Source organism: Bacillus sp. T33-2 (assembly GCF_002860205.1).
Taxonomy (GTDB): domain Bacteria; phylum Bacillota; class Bacilli; order Bacillales; family Cytobacillaceae; genus T33-2.
The window spans coordinates 192,933-211,235 of sequence record NZ_PGVB01000005.1 but is presented as its reverse complement, the minus strand read 5'-3'; the positions used below and the strand labels follow the sequence as shown (position 1 = coordinate 211,235).

At 46.2% G+C, this 18,303-nt stretch carries 18 protein-coding genes; 16 read left to right on the top strand and 2 right to left on the bottom strand.

Features of this window, described 5'->3' with window-relative positions; translation table 11 throughout:
• Positions 1-73 precede the first annotated feature (73 nt).
• A complete protein-coding gene (gene metA / locus CVD19_RS04615; RefSeq protein WP_101580693.1) occupies positions 74-982 on the bottom strand; it encodes a homoserine O-acetyltransferase MetA in 909 nt (302 codons plus the stop codon).
• Positions 983-1,165: 183 nt separating this feature from the next.
• On the opposite strand from metA, the gene CVD19_RS04610 reads away from it, so the two are divergent.
• From CVD19_RS04610 to CVD19_RS04545, 14 genes are all read left to right on the top strand, one after another.
• A complete protein-coding gene (locus tag CVD19_RS04610) occupies positions 1,166-2,854 on the top strand; it encodes a formate--tetrahydrofolate ligase (protein WP_101580692.1) in 1,689 nt (562 codons plus the stop codon).
• Between the two features lie 24 nt (positions 2,855-2,878).
• Positions 2,879-3,400 (top strand): hypothetical protein, encoded by a 522-nt coding sequence (locus tag CVD19_RS04605; protein ID WP_101580691.1) that lies wholly within the window; start codon positions 2,879-2,881, stop codon positions 3,398-3,400.
• 29 nt (positions 3,401-3,429) lie between these two features.
• On the top strand, positions 3,430-3,906 hold the full coding sequence (locus tag CVD19_RS04600) for a glutathione peroxidase (RefSeq protein WP_101580690.1): 477 nt from the start codon (positions 3,430-3,432) through the stop codon (positions 3,904-3,906).
• Positions 3,907-4,005: 99 nt separating this feature from the next.
• A complete protein-coding gene (locus tag CVD19_RS04595; protein ID WP_101580689.1) occupies positions 4,006-4,854 on the top strand; it encodes a DegV family protein in 849 nt (282 codons plus the stop codon).
• A 116-nt stretch (positions 4,855-4,970) separates the two neighbouring features.
• Positions 4,971-5,606 carry an HD domain-containing protein gene (locus CVD19_RS04590; protein ID WP_101580709.1) on the top strand — a complete coding sequence of 212 codons (636 nt, stop codon included), beginning with the start codon at positions 4,971-4,973 and terminating at the stop codon, positions 5,604-5,606.
• Entirely contained in the window at positions 5,603-7,480 is a 1,878-nt protein-coding gene (locus CVD19_RS04585) for an ABC-F family ATP-binding cassette domain-containing protein (protein WP_101580688.1), read from the top strand. Before CVD19_RS04590 ends, CVD19_RS04585 begins: the two co-directional genes overlap by 4 nt.
• A 96-nt stretch (positions 7,481-7,576) precedes the next feature.
• Positions 7,577-8,707 carry a conserved virulence factor C family protein gene (locus CVD19_RS04580; RefSeq protein ID WP_101580687.1) on the top strand — a complete coding sequence of 377 codons (1,131 nt, stop codon included), beginning with the start codon at positions 7,577-7,579 and terminating at the stop codon, positions 8,705-8,707.
• Between the two features lie 212 nt (positions 8,708-8,919).
• Positions 8,920-10,632 (top strand): dihydroxy-acid dehydratase, encoded by a 1,713-nt coding sequence (ilvD, locus tag CVD19_RS04575; protein ID WP_101580686.1) that lies wholly within the window; start codon positions 8,920-8,922, stop codon positions 10,630-10,632.
• 84 nt (positions 10,633-10,716) lie between these two features.
• The gene (locus CVD19_RS04570) at positions 10,717-11,151 is read left to right on the top strand and encodes a BrxA/BrxB family bacilliredoxin (RefSeq protein WP_101580685.1); all 435 of its coding nucleotides are present in this window, start codon (positions 10,717-10,719) and stop codon (positions 11,149-11,151) included.
• Between the two features lie 68 nt (positions 11,152-11,219).
• Complete coding sequence (locus tag CVD19_RS04565; RefSeq protein WP_101580684.1) at positions 11,220-11,996, top strand: class I SAM-dependent methyltransferase; 777 nt, start codon at positions 11,220-11,222, stop codon at positions 11,994-11,996.
• Positions 11,997-12,318: 322 nt separating this feature from the next.
• Positions 12,319-12,900 (top strand): YpjP family protein, encoded by a 582-nt coding sequence (locus CVD19_RS04560; RefSeq protein ID WP_101580683.1) that lies wholly within the window; start codon positions 12,319-12,321, stop codon positions 12,898-12,900.
• A 107-nt stretch (positions 12,901-13,007) separates the two neighbouring features.
• On the top strand, positions 13,008-13,586 hold the full coding sequence (locus tag CVD19_RS04555; protein WP_101580682.1) for a TerD family protein: 579 nt from the start codon (positions 13,008-13,010) through the stop codon (positions 13,584-13,586).
• A gap of 87 nt (positions 13,587-13,673) precedes the next feature.
• The gene (locus CVD19_RS04550; RefSeq protein WP_101580681.1) at positions 13,674-14,459 is read left to right on the top strand and encodes a TerC family protein; all 786 of its coding nucleotides are present in this window, start codon (positions 13,674-13,676) and stop codon (positions 14,457-14,459) included.
• A gap of 142 nt (positions 14,460-14,601) precedes the next feature.
• Positions 14,602-15,060, top strand: a complete 459-nt coding sequence (locus CVD19_RS04545; RefSeq protein ID WP_101580680.1) for a GNAT family N-acetyltransferase — start codon at positions 14,602-14,604, stop codon at positions 15,058-15,060.
• Positions 15,061-15,069: 9 nt separating this feature from the next.
• Here the strand turns inward: CVD19_RS04545 and CVD19_RS04540 are convergent, their stop codons facing one another.
• The gene (locus CVD19_RS04540) at positions 15,070-15,327 is read right to left on the bottom strand and encodes a hypothetical protein (protein WP_101580679.1); all 258 of its coding nucleotides are present in this window, start codon (positions 15,325-15,327) and stop codon (positions 15,070-15,072) included.
• A 210-nt stretch (positions 15,328-15,537) separates the two neighbouring features.
• Here CVD19_RS04540 and CVD19_RS04535 point away from each other — a divergent pair, with 210 nt between their 5' ends.
• Both CVD19_RS04535 and CVD19_RS04530 read left to right on the top strand, forming a co-directional pair.
• Complete coding sequence (locus CVD19_RS04535) at positions 15,538-17,181, top strand: YceG family protein (protein WP_101580678.1); 1,644 nt, start codon at positions 15,538-15,540, stop codon at positions 17,179-17,181.
• A gap of 34 nt (positions 17,182-17,215) precedes the next feature.
• Positions 17,216-18,283 (top strand): toxic anion resistance protein, encoded by a 1,068-nt coding sequence (locus tag CVD19_RS04530; protein ID WP_180953515.1) that lies wholly within the window; start codon positions 17,216-17,218, stop codon positions 18,281-18,283.
• Positions 18,284-18,303 lie beyond the last annotated feature (20 nt).

Sequence of the window (18,303 nt, the reverse complement as noted above, 5' to 3'; positions counted from 1 at the left end):
GAGGAAGTTTATTACACTCAGCAATCATAGTAAAAACGGAGCAGCCATGATTAAGGCTGCTCCGTTTTTACGTTCACTCCCATTTATAAGGAGTTTCCTGGTAAACATAATAATTAAGCCAGTTCGAGAAAAACAAATGGGCATGTGAACGCCAGCGGTTCACCGGGCGCAACTCTGGATTGTTTTCTGGAAAATAGTATTCTGGTAAATGGATGTCCAGCCCCCTGTTCAAATCCCGTGCATACTCTTCAGAAAGGGTGGCTGTATCATATTCCAGATGGCCTGTCACCATGATCCGCCTTCCGTCAAGTGATGATATGATGAAAGGCCCGGCTTCCTCTGAAGACGATAATAGCTTCAATTGCTCATTGCCTTTGATCGCTTCTGCCGAAACATCCGTATACCTCGAATGCGGAGCGAAAAACTCATCGTCAAATCCCCTCAGCAGCTTTTCAGACCTGTCATGCACCCGATGGGCATATATGCCGGAACATTTTTTTGGAAGTTCAAATTTCCCAATCCCATAGTGATGGTATAATGCCGCCTGCGCGCCCCAGCAAATGTGGAGGGTCGAGGTCACGTTGCTGCTGGTCCATTCCAATATTTCGGTCAATTCATCCCAATAATCCACCTGTTCAAATGAGAGCAGTTCGACCGGCGCACCGGTAATGATCATTCCATCAAATTTCCGGTTCCTTATGTTTGAAAAAGTCGTATAAAACTGCTCCAAATGCAGCCTGCTTGCATTTTTTGCCTCATATGTGGCTGTCCTTAAAAAGGATATGTTCACCTGCAGCGGCGTATTGCCGAGGAGGCGTAGGAGCTGTGCCTCCGTTTTTTCCTTTTCCGGCATCAAATTAAAGATCAGGATATTTAAAGGCCGGATATCCTGGCGATTGGCACGGTCTTCGTCCATGACAAATATATTTTCTTCCTCAAGAATTTCACGGGCAGGTAGCAGCTTTGGAATTTTTATTGGCAAATGATCACCCCGCTTATGTAAATTTTTCAATATTTTTAATTATAATCCCGGTAACACGATGAAGCAATTAAGTGTTCGATAAAATTTTCAAAACACATAAACTTTTCCCACTAAGAACACTTGCGCGGTGGTACAATAAGGGAGGAAAACCAGTATTGACACCAGTGCAGGGGGAATAGGGATATGGACGTAAATACAAAAGTGAAATCGGATATCGAAATCGCCCGGGACAGCGCAATGCTGCCCATTACAGAAATCGCTCAACAGATCGGCCTCACCAACGATGAAATTGAGCTTTTCGGGAAGTACAAAGCAAAAATTTCAACAGAAGCGTTAACAAAGCTCAAAACAAAGGAAAGCGGAAAAGTGATCCTCGTGACCGCAATCAACCCGACAACTGCTGGAGAAGGGAAGTCGACGGTTACCGTAGGCCTTGCCGATGCATTGAACAAGATAGGAAAAAACGCAATGATTGCGATGCGTGAACCTTCTCTTGGCCCGACGATGGGCATGAAGGGCGGCGCGACTGGCGGGGGGTATGCCCAGGTACTGCCAATGGAGGATATCAATCTTCATTTCACTGGAGACCTGCATGCGATTACGACCGCGAACAACGCGCTTGCAGCTCTCATAGATAACCATATGCAACAGGGAAATGAACTCAGGATCGACCAGCGCCGCATTGTTTGGAAAAGAGCCCTCGACCTGAATGACCGTGCCCTGAGGAAAGTGGTCATCGGACTCGGCGGGCCATTGCAGGGTGTCCCGCGTGAGGACGGCTTTGACATTACCGTTGCTTCAGAAATCATGGCAGTGCTCTGTTTAGCTTCAGATCTGAATGATTTAAAGAGGCGGCTCGGCAATATGGTAGTGGCCTACAACTATGACAGGCTGCCCGTCACTGTGAGCGACCTTGGCGTTGAAGGTGCGTTGACACTTCTTTTAAAAGAAGCAGTGAAGCCGAATCTTGTCCAAACCATCGAGCACACTCCTGCACTTATACACGGCGGCCCATTCGCGAACATCGCCCATGGCTGCAACAGCGTGATTGCGACGACCGCAGCTTCAAAGCTGGCTGACTATGTCGTGACAGAAGCAGGATTTGGGGCTGACCTTGGTGCTGAAAAATTCCTTAACATCAAAGCGAGAAGTGCCGGTTTTAAGCCGGAAGCTGTCGTAATCGTCGCGACGATCCGTGCTTTAAAGATGCACGGCGGCATGAAGAAAACGGAACTTGCGACCGAGGACCTTAATGCGCTCAAGGCAGGGTTCACAAACCTGAAAAGGCATGTGGAGACGATTGAAAGCTTCGGTCTGCCATATGTGGTTGCCGTCAACCGCTTCCTTACTGATACACCTGCTGAAACGAATGCATTGCTGGATTTGTGCAAAGCCGAAGGAATTCCAGCGGCGTTGACAGAAGTGTGGGAAAAAGGCGGCGCTGGCGGAACGGAACTGGCGGAACAGCTTCTCAAGGTGCTGGATGAAAAGGAATCGAATTTTGCTCCGTTATATGATTTGTCGGACGCTCTTGAAGAAAAAATCGAAACGATTGCAAAAATGGTTTATGGGGCTGATGGTGTTGATTTTTCACCGAAGGCCAAAAAACAGCTGGCCGAGTTTGAAGAAAATGGCTGGGGTGTGCTTCCTGTCTGCATGGCAAAAACTCAATACTCCTTGTCGGATGATCCGTCAAAAATCGGCAGGCCGACAGGATTTACCATTACGGTGAGGGAATTGAAGCCTTCTATCGGAGCCGGGTTCATTGTCGCACTCACTGGAGAAGTGATGACCATGCCGGGTCTACCAAAAATGCCGGCCGCATTAAAGATGGATGTAGATGAGCATGGCAACGCTGTCGGCCTGTTTTGATCTCAAAAAGGCAGGTGGAATCCTGTGTTTGACCCTACAGCCTTTGAAAATATGAAAGTTGTCGTTGAGGGTGCAGTTTACGACCGTGATTTAAGCGGGGAAATTGTCGTCACCGGCCGAAACGACTGGATTAATACAGCAACGATGTCGAGAAGGTATGAGATTTATTTTGCTCTCCCGAATTCCAGCCTGACCGCGTGCCTCAAGCTGGATGCGGGCCTTCTGAATCTCGCGGCGGAGCTTATGGCCCCGAAGGTTTCAGGCGATGATGCCGGCTGCACGGTCACCATCCGTTTTTTTATGGAACATCAAAATAAACAATATGTGTACGATCAAATCCAACAAACGTTGGAAAAAATTTGGGGCTCTGAACGAAATATTGAACAAACCGTGAAGATCAATCCTCTTTCGGAAACGGAACTTGTACATAATGAGGCAGTGCTTCCGTTTAACCGGCTGATCGTTGAGGAACAGATAGATGACCTGGCAGAAATGGTTGGGTACATGATCATATCCCTCAACAGTCTGCAAAAAGTGGTACATTAGAGTATTTAAGGGAGAGGTGACTTGAAAGGATGGGCGTTTACAGCTTTGAAGCGAAGAAAATTGATGGGGCAAATGTCCAGCTTGATGAATTTGAAGGCAAGGTTCTGCTGGTCGTCAATACAGCCAGCAAATGCGGCTTTACGCCACAATATAAAGAGTTGCAGGACATGTACGATACGTATAACGACAGAGGGCTGGAAATCCTTGGTTTTCCATGCAACCAGTTCGGCAGCCAGGAACCCGGAACAGAAGAGGAAATTCAGGGGTTCTGTGAACTGAATTACGGTGTGTCATTTCCAATGTTCGCCAAAGTCGATGTGAACGGTGAGCATGCCCACCCGCTTTTTCAATACCTGGCAGAACAGGCGCCGGGCTTGATGGGCACGAAAGCTATCAAGTGGAACTTTACAAAGTTCCTTGTCGACCGAAACGGCAAAGTGGTGAGCCGCTATGCGCCGGCCACTAAACCCGGGGAGTTGATACCTGATATTGAAAAGCTGCTATAGTGATGGTCCTGCCTTTGCCGGCAGGTTTTTTCTTGTTGTTATTAAGAAAATTAGGAATTATGATACAATTATTTTATACGTATCGAAGGGGGCGCCATATTGAAAAAAATTGCATGGGTAACAGACAGTACAGCCTTTTTGGATGAAGAGCTGAAAAACAATCCCGATGTTTATCAGCTTCCGATGACCATTGTCCTTGATGGCAAGGAATATCTGGACGGGATTGATTTGTCGGCAAGGGAGCTATATGAAAAACTAAAAACGCTGAAATCTCCGCCAAAGACCTCACAGCCAGCCGTGGGGGCCTTTAAGGATTTATATGAAAAACTGGAGAAGGAGTATGATGAGGTCATTTCATTGCTTGTATCCTCTAAGCTGAGCGGTACTGTCCAATCAAGCGAGCAGGCGGCACAGCTAGTTGGGATCCCCGTTTCTACTATTGATTCAAAAACACTCACTTATATGCTGACTGCGCTGATTAAAAAAGGGATGGCGTGGATTGATGAAGGCTTGTCCGTTGAACAAGTAAAGGAAAAACTAAAAAAAGTCAGTCAATCCGGCGAGACATATGTCCTGATTGGCAGCCTGGAGCAGCTCCACCGCAGCGGCCGGATGTCGGGTGTCCAATTTTTCCTAGGAAGCATGCTGAATGTGAAACCGATCATCACTCTCCAAAACGGTGAACTAAGTACGAAAGCAAAGGCTAGAAGCGATAATAAGGCAAAAGAAAAGATCTTTGATTTAGTGGCAGCCGGGTATGACAGGGCTAAATTTAAAGAAGCATTCATCCTCTACGGGCTGCACGAACAAGTAGCTGATGAATGGAAATCAGAACTTAAACAAAAGTTTCCGCAAATCCATTTTTCCACCTACCCGCTCGCGGCTGTAATCGGAGTGCACGCCGGGGAGCATACAATTGGGGTAAGCTGGTTTAATGAACAAGGATAAAGCGCATTCGGCGCTTTTTTTGTGCTGCTATACCATTTAAAACATATCATTCAGCTTTGCAGCAGGTTCATGGTAAAATAAACACGGCAGGTATTGGGGGTTACGATTTGAACGAGATGATTGCAAAGACGGAAGCTTTCGTGCGTGATGTGCTAGGGAATGATTCCTCCGGGCATGACTGGCACCATATTGACAGAGTCAGAAAAAATGCTTTGCACATTTTGGCGCGTGAACAGGAGGGTGACCCGTTCATTATAGAAATGGCGGCGCTCCTGCATGATATTCCAGATGAAAAGTTAAATGCGACCGAAGAGGCAGGCTGGCGTAAGCTTGATGCCTTTTTGAATTCCGTTCGCCTGGAAAATAAAGCCGTCCAGCATATAAGGGACGTAATCGAGTCTGTTTCATTCAAAGGCGGCCGAAAGATCGAACTGGCCACCATCGAGGCGAAAATTGTCCAGGACGCCGACCGGCTTGACGCAATTGGCGCCATCGGCATTGCGCGGGCCTTTGCATTCGGCGGCAAAAAAGGGCGTCCCATGTATGAGCCGGGTTTTACTGTCAGGACAGATATGACAGTGGAAGAGTATAGAAACGGGACAAATTCAACTGTCCAGCACTTTTATGAAAAACTTCTCCTTTTGAAGGATTTGATGAATACACAGTCGGCAAAACAGATTGCTGAAGCAAGGCACAGCTTCATGGAAAGCTTCCTTGACCAATTTTACAGTGAATGGAATGGTCATTCTTGAAAATGATAACGATTGATGATTTGACAAAAACATACGGCGAAAAACAGCTGTTTAACAATATATCCTTTACAATCGAGGAACGTGAGCGGGTTGGCCTGATCGGCGTGAACGGAACCGGGAAAAGCTCACTGTTGAAGATTGTCGCGGGCATTGACCAGGCTGACTCCGGCAGTGTTGCATACGGCAAAGACTATCAAATTTCCTATCTTTCGCAGCAGCCGGAACTGGAGCCTGGACTGACAGTGCTTGAGCAGGTTTTCCAGGGTGATGCCCCGGTGCTGACGCTTATGAGACAGTATGAACAGGCATTAATAGATTTAAATGACAATCCCGAAAACCAGGATGTCCAAGAAAGGCTTTATACACTCCAGCAAAAAATGGACAGCCTTGACGCTTGGGACGCAAGCACTGCAGCGAAGACAATTTTAATGAAACTAGGGATAAATGATTTTTCAAAGAATATCGGGGAATTGTCCGGGGGCCAGAAGAAACGGGTCGCGCTTTCGCAAGTGTTGATCGAGGCACCTGACTTGCTGATCCTTGATGAGCCGACAAACCATCTTGATTATGAGACGGTGAAATGGCTCGAAGATTATCTTGGCAGGTATTCCGGCTCCTTGCTGCTCGTCACCCATGACCGGTATTTCCTTGACCGGGTCACGAACCGGATTTTTGAGCTGGACGGAGGCTCCTTGTACAGCTACAAAGGGAATTATGCAAGCTTCCTTGAATCAAAAGCGATCAGGGAAGAAAATGAGGCCGCAACGCTTGAAAAGCAGAAAAACCTCTTCCGTTCTGAGCTTGAATGGATACGAAGAGGCGCGAAGGCAAGGTCGACGAAGCAAAAAGCGAGGATCCAGCGGTTTGAAAAGCTGGAGGACCAACTTTCGTCAGCAAGGCAGCAGGATAAGCTTGATATGGCTTTGAGCGGCAGCCGCCTCGGCAAGCAAGTTTTTGAGCTGAAGGATGTGTCAAAGTCGTACAGCGACAGAGTCATCCTGGACCATTTTGATCTGTTGGTCAAGCCGGGTGACAGGCTTGGGATCATTGGCAGGAATGGAACAGGCAAATCAACGCTGCTAAATATACTTGCTGGCCGGATTCCGCTCGATTCTGGGAAACGAATTACGGGACAGACAGTGAAAATAGCTTATTACACCCAGGAAAATGAAGACATGGATGAAAACAAGCGAATGATTGAGTGCCTGAAGGAGACGGCGCAGGTCGTCCATACGTCAGACGGGAAAACGATCTCAGCCTCCCAGCTGCTTGAAAGGTTCCTGTTTCCTATGAATACCCATGGAACTCTGATCAGGAAGCTGTCCGGCGGCGAAAAGCGGCGCCTGTACTTGCTGAAATTACTGATGTCAGAGCCAAATGTTCTTTTGCTTGATGAGCCGACAAATGACCTTGATACCCAGACGCTGACCGTTTTGGAGGATTATCTCGCAGATTTTCCGGGTGTCGTGATCACAGTTTCCCATGACCGTTATTTTCTCGATAAAGTTGTGGACCAGCTGCTCGTCCTTGAAGGCCGGGGAAAAACAGAGCTGTATTTTGGGAATTATACAGACTATCTTGAAAAACAGACTGAAAAGGAAGTATCAGGCCCGGTACAAAAGCAAGAGAGCACGAGAGTGGATAAGCCAAAGAAAAAACGAATGTCGTACCACGAGCAAAAAGAGTGGGAACAGATTGATGAGTTGATCGCAGGCACCGAAAAACGCCTTGAAGCGGTGAAAGCAGAAATGGCCAACACAGGCTCCGATTTTGAAAAAGCCGCCTTTCTTATGAAGGAAGAGGAGAGCCTGAATGAGCAGCTGGAAAATCTGATCGAGAGATGGAGTTATCTTTCCGAGATTGCCGAAGGCTAAGTTGGTCATTAGCCGCCACATTGCTAAAAAGCAGGAAAAATGGATCAAGTATGTTAAAATTAGCATTATCGAAACAGTGAAAAGTTGGTGTGAACAATGAAGATTAAATCGATTGAACCTACCCCGAGTCCGAATACGATGAAAATCAATCTTGACGAAGAACTTCCGATGGGGAAGAGCAACAATTATAAAAAAGGTTCTGCAGAAGGTGCACCGGAGGTAATCCGGAAAATCCTTGACGTCAGCGGTGTAAAAGGAGTCTACCATGTGGCGGATTTTCTTGCGGTAGAGCGAAATGCCAAATTTGACTGGAAAGACATCCTGCCAGGGGTCAGGGAGGCCTTTGGTGAAGATGCGAACCAGGCGGACCGCGGCACAGGCCAATTGAATGACCATTTCGGCGAAATCCGTGTACTGGTACAGATGTTCAAAGGAATCCCAATGCAGGTAAAGCTCTCGGACGGTACTGAAGAGAGACGTTTCGGGTTACCCCAGAGGTTTGTCCAGGCAGTGGAAAACGCTCGGGCGGAAGAAGACAATGTGGTGATGCAGAGAAAGTGGAAAGAGCATGGTGTCCGGTATGGGGATTTCGAACAGGCAGGACAGGAAATCGTCGAAGAGCTGATGGCTGCGTATCCTGAAGACAGGTTGAATGCCCTTGTTTTGCAAGCTAAGTCTCCTGACGAAGCGGGGCAATCACGGCCTGCCCTAAACTGGAGAAAAGTGACACTTTCAGATCTGGAGGATCCGGATTGGCGTTCACGTTACCAGGCCTTGGAGCAAATGGACGATCCATCTGTGGATGACCTCCCTGTCCTGGAAAAGGCGCTGCATGATGAAAAAGCATCCATAAGAAGGCTTGCGACAGTCTATTTAGGAATGATTGAGGATACTAAAGTCCTGCCCCTTCTATATAAAGCACTAAAGGATAAAACAGTCTCCGTTCGCCGGACAGCCGGAGACTGCCTGTCAGATCTTGGTTTTGCTGAGGCGATGGATGAGATGATGGAAGCCCTAAAAGACAGCAGCAAGCTTGTCAGGTGGCGTGCGGCAATGTTTTTATATGAAGTCGGCGATGAACGCGCACTTCCAGCCTTGAAAGCCGCCGAAGACGATCCCGAATTTGAAGTGAGCATGCAAATCAAGATTGCGATCGAGCGGATCGAGCAAGGAGAAGAAGCAAAAGGATCAGTTTGGAAACAGATGACAGATGCCAGAAAACAGTGAATCTGCAAGCTCTTTAACTTTGGTTAAAGGGCTTTTTCTTTTATTTATATAAAGTTAATTACAACATTCATCCGTAAATGATCCGAATTTTCAATAGAGGGTTAATTCAGTTAAATTAGAAAAATATTACGATAATTAATTTTGTGAAAATTGTTGCAAATTCTATTAAAAAGGACTATATTTTAAAGAAACTATTTTGGGAGGCATTTAGAATGGCAAGAGATTTACGGATTCGCAGCCATGTGTTCAGTGATGATGCAACACGCGCACCAAACAGGGCGATGCTGCGCGCAGTAGGCTTTACAAACGAGGATTTTCAAAAACCGATGATTGGGATTGCCAGCACCTGGAGTGAGGTGACCCCTTGCAACATACATATTAACGACCTGGCATTCCGGGCAAAAGACGGAGCGAGGGAAGCCGGCGGCGCTCCGCTCGTTTTTAATACAATTACCGTATCAGACGGTATCTCAATGGGAACTGAAGGAATGCGCTACTCCTTGCCGAGCCGGGATTTAATCGCTGATTCGATTGAGACTGTCGTCGGCGGCGAAAGCCTTGACGGGTTTGTGGCGATCGGCGGCTGTGACAAGAACATGCCAGGATGCATGATGGCGATTGCCAGGATGAACCTGCCCGCTGTCTTTGTGTACGGGGGGACAATCAAGCCAGGGAAGCTGAATGGAAAAGATATTGATATTGTGTCAGCTTTTGAGGGAGTAGGCCAATATAATAAAGGGTCCATAGATGCCGCAGAACTGAACAGGATTGAATGCCATGCCTGTCCAGGTGCGGGATCGTGCGGCGGCATGTACACCGCCAACACGATGGCAAGTGCGATTGAGGCGCTCGGCATGAGCCTGCCGGGAAGCTCCTCTAATCCAGCGGAAACACCGGAAAAAAGTGATGACTGCTATGCAGCCGGACAAGCTGTTTATAAACTGCTCGAACAAGACATCCGCCCCCGTGACATTTTGACGAAGGCAGCATTTGAAAATGCGATCACCGTCGTAATGGCACTCGGCGGTTCCACAAATGCGGTGCTTCATTTAATGGCGATTGCCCATACATCTGAGGTTGATTTATCACTCGACGATTTCAACCGCATTCAGAAAAAGGTTCCGCATATTGCCGATTTAAAACCGAGCGGCAAATTCGTGATGCAGGACTTGCATGAAGCCGGCGGTGTCCAGGCAGTCATGAAGCTTCTGTTGAAACATGGCCTCCTTAATGGGGATTGCCTCACGGTCACTGGCAAGACGCTTGCTGAAAACCTTGCAGAAAGCGAGGACCTGAAGCCAGGGCAGCAAGTCATCACTCCAGTGGAAAGTCCGCTCCGTGAAAGTGGGCCACTTGTCGTGCTTAAAGGGAATCTTGCCCCTTCAGGTGCTGTCGCCAAAGTATCAGGCCTGAAGGTAAAAAGGATGACCGGACCGGCGAAAGTGTTTGATGATGAAAAATCGGCAACCAACGCCATCCTCAGGGGAGAGATTATCGCGGGCGATGTCCTTGTCATCCGCTATGAGGGTCCGATGGGAGGCCCGGGCATGCCTGAAATGCTCTCCATTTCTGGGATACTCGTTGGCAAAGGGCTTGGGGAAAGTGTTGCCCTCCTGACCGATGGCCGTTTTTCCGGCGGGACACATGGGCTTGTTGTCGGTCACATCGCCCCTGAGGCCCAGGCAGGCGGGCCAATCGCGTTCATTCAAAACGGGGATATGGTTACGGTCGACACCGAGGAGCAAGTCCTGTCAGTCGAGGTCAGCGAGCAAGAGCTGGCTGAACGGAAACGCTCCTGGAACCCTCCGAAACTGCCAGCAAGGGGTGCGTTGGCCAAGTATGCCCGCCAGGTTTCATGCGCATCAAAAGGTGCGGTTACAGACCTGTTTGAAGAAACTGTAAAAAATGATCCTGTAAATGTTTAACATAAACTGTTGCCGTCTTTATTGCATTGCCGCTGAAAAATATAGTATGCTAACACTGCAATAAGTGATGGGAGGGACATATTTATGTCAATGGCATATGAAGAATATATGAGGCAAATGGTAAAACCAATGCGCGAGGAACTCGTGCGTGCGGGTTTCGAAGAATTGACCACTGCTGAAGAAGTAGAAAATTTTATGGGTAAAGCTGATGGAACTACACTAGTCGTCGTCAATTCTGTATGCGGCTGTGCAGCGGGCCTTGCGCGTCCTGCGGCAACCCAGGCAGTATTGAATACTGAAAAAAAACCGGATCATCTTGTAACAGTGTTTGCCGGCCAGGACAAAGAGGCAACTGCTAAAATGCGCGAATACTTCGAAGGCATCGAACCATCTTCACCATCAATGGCATTGTTGAAAGGGAAAGAAGTTGTGCATTTCATCCCGAGGCATGACATTGAAGGAATGCCGATGGAATCAGTCATGGAAAATCTGTTATCCGCCCTTGAGGCCAATTGCTAAAAAAGGATGTCTCCGGACATCCTTTTTTTTCGTAGTTGTACATTGAATGATAGGATTTGGTGAAAACCATGTTTGTCACAACAGCAGGAAGAACAACTGAAGCCATGATTGCCATGGCAAAGCAAGTCGCGAAGGATCTGGGAATCAAATACATACCGAGAAAAAAGCGTTCGATTTCGTTGTTGCAGGAGATTGAAAAGGATGGCTGCATTGTAGCCGGCAAGGAACGGCTGGAGCTATATCCTTTGGGCGAGAAAGAGCCATTCTTTTTTCACCCTAACTCCGCAATGTTCCGGATTAAGCGGCTGTTAAAGGGGGAGCACGATCCGTTCATTGATGCAGCACGGCTTCAGCATGGGATGAGTGTTATTGATTGTACACTTGGACTGGCTTCAGACAGCATTGTTGCGAGTTTTGCTGTCGGACTGGAAGGAAGGGTTACTGGTCTCGAAGTGAATCCTTTTCTGGCATATGTCGTTAAACAGGGGCTCTCAAATTGGGATTCCGGCCTCACAGAAATGAATGAGGCCATGACGAAAATATCTGTACATAATATTTTTGCATTAGATTTTTTAAAAACCCAGAAGGGTGACAGTGCTGATTGCGTGTACTTGGATCCAATGTTTGAGGAGGCAATCCTTGAATCAGACGGGATAAGGGGATTAAGCCGGATATCTTATTTTGGGGGCATTTCTGAAGAATTGATCAGGGAAGCGGTGAGGGTGGCAAAAAAACGGGTCATCCTGAAAGACCATTTTCGCAGCACGCGGTTTACGCAGTTTGGGTTTGTGGTGCAATTAAGAAAATCCGCAAAATTTCATTACGGCGTATTGGAGAAACACTAAAGAGGGCTGTGGCGCCCTCTTTTATGTACATCATCAATCCGCTATTGCAAGATAAACGAAGTATCCCATCAACAACAAACTGAGAATCGCGATCACTGTGGACCATTCCATTTACTTCTCCTCCTTTTTCCCCTTGTTTACGATTAATATGCTATCGCGTCAATTGTATTCTTAATCATATATTTTAACCTTTTTTAAAAATCTTGAAACCCTTTTCCCCTTTTTTTCGTAAAAACAAGTATAATATTTTAAAAGAATAGTGCGGTGAATCAGAAAAGGCTTGATAGATTTGTTTAAGCCTACTGCAGAAAGGAGAAAAAGAATGCCTATTTGGTTGCGGAAATCACTCGTTGTAATTATTTCCATCGCAACTCTTGGGATCGTAACCCCGGCACAGGCGACAGATTTATTTACACAGTGGCAGGAAAAGAACAATAAACCAGACACATTCAATTCGCTTGAATATGAGCCGGCCGGGCAGCAGCTTGATGAGGAAGAGCCCAGGAAAAAATTTGTAGAAAGAGCGATGAAAGACGCTGAAGATCTGTCATTTGAGAAATTTGGATCGAAAATCGGCCCCGTGATTGAAAATGAATTTCGCCAGGTGATCCTTCCCGGGATCGAAACGGCAATACAGTCAGTTGTCCTGCAGCATCCCGAAGACAGCCTGGATCACCTGATCATTTCTGAATCTCCTGGAGGCGGTACTTCCGAAAAAATATTCAATATTTCCGGTGCAGACGGCAAGGATCTCATCCGATTCCATGTACGCAGGGACCAGCCGCCGCAGCAAGGGTACTGGTTCAATTTTCATTATCACACACATCATGACGGATTCCAGGAACATTTTAAACTAGGGACGATCTTTTGGGCCAAAAATACACCGCCCCAATGGAAAAGCTAAACAATTGAATTAACTGGTGATCTATGAAAAAATATTACTATGCTGTTTGAAACCTTTTTAAAATGATATCGTAAAAAGTAAAGAAGTATTTGAGGGAGGCAGATATAATGGCAATCAGTTTAGCAAAAGGCCAGAAGGTTGATTTAACAAAAACCAATCCAGGGCTGACAAAAGTAGTCGTAGGTCTCGGATGGGATGTTAATAAATATGATGGCGGGAACGACTTTGACCTTGATTCATCCGTGTTTCTGCTGGGTGACAATGGCAAGGTGACATCTGAAAGCGACTTTGTTTTTTATAACAATACGACAGGTGGAAATGGCTCAGTTGTACATACCGGAGACAACCGCACCGGGGATGGTGAAGGCGATGATGAAGGCGTCAGTGTTGATCTGGCTTCCGTACCTGCAAATGTCCAGCGGATTACTTTTACAATTACCATCCATGACGGTGAAGCACGCCGACAGAACTTTGGCCAGGTTTCCAATGCCTATGCCAGGATTTACAATCCAAACACCAACGAAGAATTGATCCGTTACGATCTCGGTGAAGATTTTTCGATTGAGACAGCAATTGTAGTAGGTGAGTTGTACCGCCACAATAGTGAGTGGAAATTCAGTGCGATTGGCAGCGGCTATCAGGGCGGACTGGCAGCATTGGCAAAAGATTTTGGTTTGCAAGTTTGATAAAATCATAGATAATGATTTAAGACCCGGTTCTTTCCGGGTCTTAAATACGAACAAAACGAATGTTAATTGGGAGGAACTTCTAGAATGCCAGATATTTTACAAGGTATAATTGATACTTACGCACTATTTTTTGATTTGGACATGTGGGCCAGAGTGTTGACTGACCCGGTCAGCTGGGGTTTGATTGGTACGCTTGTTATCCTTGAGGGGCTTTTATCAGCGGACAACGCGCTTGTTCTGGCTGTCATGGTAAAGCATCTTCCTGAAAAGCAGCGCAAGAAAGCCCTCTTTTACGGTTTGCTGGGTGCTTATGTATTCCGTTTCATTGCGATCGGAATCGGCGTTTATTTAATTGAACTATGGTGGGTAAAAGTAATTGGTGCAGGTTATTTGGCTTGGTTATCCATCAAGTATTTCATGGATAAGAGGAAAGGTGAGGATCCGGACATCGATGAGGTTGAGGGAGTCAACCAGGGCGGGTTATTGATCCGTCTGTTCGGTACGTTCTGGGGTACTGTTGCCGCGGTAGAACTGATGGATATTGCCTTCTCTGTCGACAGTGTTCTTGCCGCGTTTGGCGTGAGCGAGGAAGTATGGGTGCTGTTAATGGGCGGTATCCTTGGCGTATTGATGATGCGTGGGGTTGCTGGGGTGTTCCTGAAATTGATTGACCGTGTCCCGGAGCTTGAAACAACTGCGTATGTGTTAATTTTGATTATTGCCGCCAAGATGTTTGCCGGTGTGTTTGGATTCCATATTGATCACATTTATTTCTTCCTTCTTCTGCTTGTGACTTTTGCTGCGACGTTTGTGGTCCATTACGTCAAGAAAAAGAATGAAGCTTCTTCTGAAAAGGATGTACAGCAATAAAGAACAGTGCATCCGGCCCAGTGAATGGTGCCGGTATGCATGAATCAAAAAAGGGAACTGGCGGATGTCCGGCTCCCTTTTTTTGTACACTTCACTGAGGTGAAGGACTTTATTCTTTTACTCGCATAACGGAGGAATGATCATGAAAATCAGCCAAACAGACAATTATGAAACCATCGCAAAAATGAATGAGCATGTGCAGGAAATACATACATCACTTTATCCAAAGTATTTTAAGGAGTACAATTATCCAGCCGTAGCAGAATTTTTCAAAGGCATTGTAGGGAAACCACAATATATCTTCCTACTATTAGAAGAAGACGAGCCAATTGGATATGCATGGATCGAGAAAAAAGCCTATCCTGAGAATGCGTTCAAAAAACAATGCCTGTCTGTTTATGTGCATCAAATAAGCATCATTGAGTCTTATAAGCATAAAGGATATGGATCTACGCTGATGGACGAGATTGAACATATTGCCCGTGAAATTGGCGCTGAAACATTAGAACTGGATTATTGGGTTGATAATGCAGCAGCCAGGGATTTTTACAAAAAGAAAGGATTTACGCTTGCGCGTGAATTTGTCGAAAAGGAAATATGACACTGGCCGTTATTGTTTAAATCCTGACCCGCTTTTCAGCCATTTCCTGAGCAGCAGGTATAGGCTCGCTCCGGATAAATATACAATGGAAAAAATGACAGCAAACAGAAAGTAACCGGAACCGGCCGGATAGGTCAACAGCGCAAATAAAAGTGCATAGAAAAATAAATCGACCATGATAAATTTTTCAGAGGCCATCGCATTCTGGACGTCGTGGAGTTCTTTCCTCAAGTCGTCGAATGACCCTCTTCTATACAGGAACCGCATCTTATATTTCACCTTCTCGGTCTTGGTACTCAACTATATGCTGGGACATGCCAGAAGGTGAAACCTGCCGCAAAATGAAGGCAACGAAACTTTTTGTAGATTCGTGCGTAAACCAATTGATATAAGGCAAAATTAGGTTTTTGTATGATATGATAGTTATATTAGCACAAATTCTAACACTATTTTTCGCTCTTAGAGGAAGGGATTCCATTGTATCTATCTCACAATCAACTGGAACTTCATATACTCCCGCTGTCCTATGAAAACTGGTTTGCGATGTTAGAGAAACCGAATAGTGAGAGGCCGTTTTTTCAGGCCGAAGGAGCACAGCTGCATACTGGACAAGTGTTGGCCAGATTTTGCGGGATTCCTTTAGATGAGGATGAATACTATAACCATTTGTTTGACCTTGTTCATGCAGAGGAGAATGGTCTGTCCCTTATCAGCCAGGACAGTCTGGATAAATCAATTGCGAACCAGCAATTCCAGTCTATTCAAAGGCTCCTTGATTTCAACCGGGAACAGTCTTTGTCAATCAACCGTTTTGCTGCTTTCCTTGACGGGGAGCGCCTCCTGGTTGATTCACAGCACCCGTTGCTTCACAGGAAGATCAGGGAAGCAATTACTGATACCATTTTGCTATTCGTCAGTAAAGAAGCTGATGGCATGAAAAGCCCTGAATTCCGCCGCGTACTCGTAGATTTGATAAAGTGGTCGTTCAACCATTTACAGGAGCCCATTCGAAACGCGGATCCATCCATTGCAATGCCGAAATGGCTATGGTATGGGGACTTTAACAAGAGCCAGCAGTATTTTGTGTATTTCCTGATGAAGCTTGGCTGTGATATTGTCGCGTTCCACCCGGATGGGGATGATATTTTCGCACTGGTGGACCCCGAAAAGTCGATGACCTTTGTCCACAACTACCCAGAACAAAAAGAACCGGAACCCTTTCCGGTTGAAAAACGGAAACGGAAAGCGACAATTGCCTACAGGGCATCGAGGGAAATAGAGACAATACTGAACCATGAGGGCTCAGGTTTATACAAACCATGGCAATTGAGGGATTACACCCCGACTGCGGTCACGTTGAAGACTACATATGACGAACTGTTTATCATTGCGAAGGAAAAAGCGATGTTCCGTCCTGATTTTACAGTGAAAAACGGGGAAGTGAAAATACCATCTTTATTCTCGAAAATCCAGGGCGTCAGCAGAAACCGGAAGGAATACTGGGACCGTTTGCATTCTACCGTTGATTTAGACAATTCACTTCTTATAAATCAATTTCCATTTACAGCAGGAGTGAATAGTGATTTCCGCTTCCATTACCAGAATGCTATTGGCCTTGACGGGCTGCCAGATCCAGGAAAAATGATGCGGGCCCATTATTGGCGCTATACACATTTGCCTGCCGGCCTGCAAAAAGGTATTGCACATGCCATAAGGAGTACATGTGCTCATCCTGGATTAAAGACTGTCCACAATGAAACCTGGGAGCAAGTAAAAATCTATTTATTCACCCATGGAATGCAGATTCCCGAAAAATTTCTGCAAATGCTCCAAAAATTCGATTACTCCCAGGATGTGCCCAAATTCATTTTTTACAACAACGAATTAAACGGGACGATGAGGAGGTCAGATGCGGCCCTTCTCCTTCTGCTGAATCAGTTTGGAGCTGACATCCTCCTGTATAACCCGCAAGGCAGAAATGATATCGAGAACTTCATCGAAGAGAGCTTTTTTGATGTGCACTGGCTCGACGATATCGTATTTGACCAGGAGTATAAGGAGCCATCCGTTCTGAAACACGCGTTGTTCCGAAGATTTCTAAAAAATATAAGGGGAGATTAGATTGATAAACCAAACAAACTCTGATGTCAGCCTCATGAAGGCGAATACGGAAGACAAGCTGTCTGAAGAAAAAGTCTCCGACATTAAGCTTGCCCTCCGGAATGAAACGGAAGTCCAAAACTTGGCACGGAGCATAGATGAGCGTGACCAGATCCAGATTCTCGAATTCGGTAAAGAGCCTGCAGTTGAGATTTCCCGCTTTTCTGACCAAATTTTAAGCAATATGCGGACAACAAAGGTTGAGGATTCCGGGGAATTGCTTAAGCAGCTCGGCAAAATCATGGATAAATTTGATAAAAAAGATTTTGAAAAAGCTTCTGGCGGTTTATTCGGCAAGCTTTTCAAACGAGGGGAAAAGCTGGTAGGAAAATTATTCGGCAAGTACCAGACGATGGGAGCGGAAATCGATAAGGTCTATATTGAAATTTCAAAATACCAGAGTGAGATGGTCGATTCTACCACCATGCTTGAACGGATGTATGAACAAAACTACCAGTATTATATGACTCTTGAAAAGTATATCGTTGCAGGGGAGATGAAGGTAAGTGAGCTGAAGGCAAAGGCGCTTCCCCAGCTCGAAGCGAAGGCTGCCGCTGGAGACCAAATGGCGTCCATGCAGCTCGATTCACTGAGGAATGCGGTTGAACTCCTTGAACAGCGCATTTATGACCTGGAAATGGCTAAAATGGTTGCCCTTCAAACCGCACCCCAAATCAGGCTTCTCCAGCGGGGCAATACGAAACTGATCGGGAAAATCAATTCGGCTTTTGTTACGACGATCCCGATTTTTAAAAATGGTTTAATCCAGGCAGTCGCTGCAAAAAGGCAAAAGCTTGTAGCTGATTCCATGAGTGAGCTCGACCGCCGCACAAATGAAATGCTGCTCCGCAACGCCCAGAATATTTCGCGGCAAAGCACTGACATTGCAAGCCTGGCGGGAAGCCCGGGCATTAAAATCGAAACGATTGAGGAAAGCTGGAATATCATCATGAAGGGCATGCAGGAAACAAAAGCGATAGAAGAAGAAAATAAACGCCTGCGCGAAGAAGGCACAAAGCGATTAGTCCAGCTCCAGGATAACTTTAAAAAAATGAAGCAGTAAATATAAATCCTGCTCATTTT

Coding starts and splice junctions, on each gene's coding strand:
- CVD19_RS04550 (WP_101580681.1), top strand. CDS start 13,674: ATGCCAGATATTTTACAAGGTATAATTGATACTTACGCACTATTTTTT.
- CVD19_RS04580 (WP_101580687.1), top strand. CDS start 7,577: ATGAAGATTAAATCGATTGAACCTACCCCGAGTCCGAATACGATGAAA.
- CVD19_RS04565 (WP_101580684.1), top strand. CDS start 11,220: ATGTTTGTCACAACAGCAGGAAGAACAACTGAAGCCATGATTGCCATG.
- CVD19_RS04540 (WP_101580679.1), bottom strand. CDS start 15,327: ATGCGGTTCCTGTATAGAAGAGGGTCATTCGACGACTTGAGGAAAGAA.
- CVD19_RS04600 (WP_101580690.1), top strand. CDS start 3,430: ATGGGCGTTTACAGCTTTGAAGCGAAGAAAATTGATGGGGCAAATGTC.
- CVD19_RS04610 (WP_101580692.1), top strand. CDS start 1,166: ATGGACGTAAATACAAAAGTGAAATCGGATATCGAAATCGCCCGGGAC.
- CVD19_RS04570 (WP_101580685.1), top strand. CDS start 10,717: ATGTCAATGGCATATGAAGAATATATGAGGCAAATGGTAAAACCAATG.
- CVD19_RS04560 (WP_101580683.1), top strand. CDS start 12,319: ATGCCTATTTGGTTGCGGAAATCACTCGTTGTAATTATTTCCATCGCA.
- CVD19_RS04530 (WP_180953515.1), top strand. CDS start 17,216: ATGAAGGCGAATACGGAAGACAAGCTGTCTGAAGAAAAAGTCTCCGAC.
- CVD19_RS04555 (WP_101580682.1), top strand. CDS start 13,008: ATGGCAATCAGTTTAGCAAAAGGCCAGAAGGTTGATTTAACAAAAACC.
- ilvD (WP_101580686.1), top strand. CDS start 8,920: ATGGCAAGAGATTTACGGATTCGCAGCCATGTGTTCAGTGATGATGCA.
- CVD19_RS04545 (WP_101580680.1), top strand. CDS start 14,602: ATGAAAATCAGCCAAACAGACAATTATGAAACCATCGCAAAAATGAAT.
- CVD19_RS04590 (WP_101580709.1), top strand. CDS start 4,971: ATGATTGCAAAGACGGAAGCTTTCGTGCGTGATGTGCTAGGGAATGAT.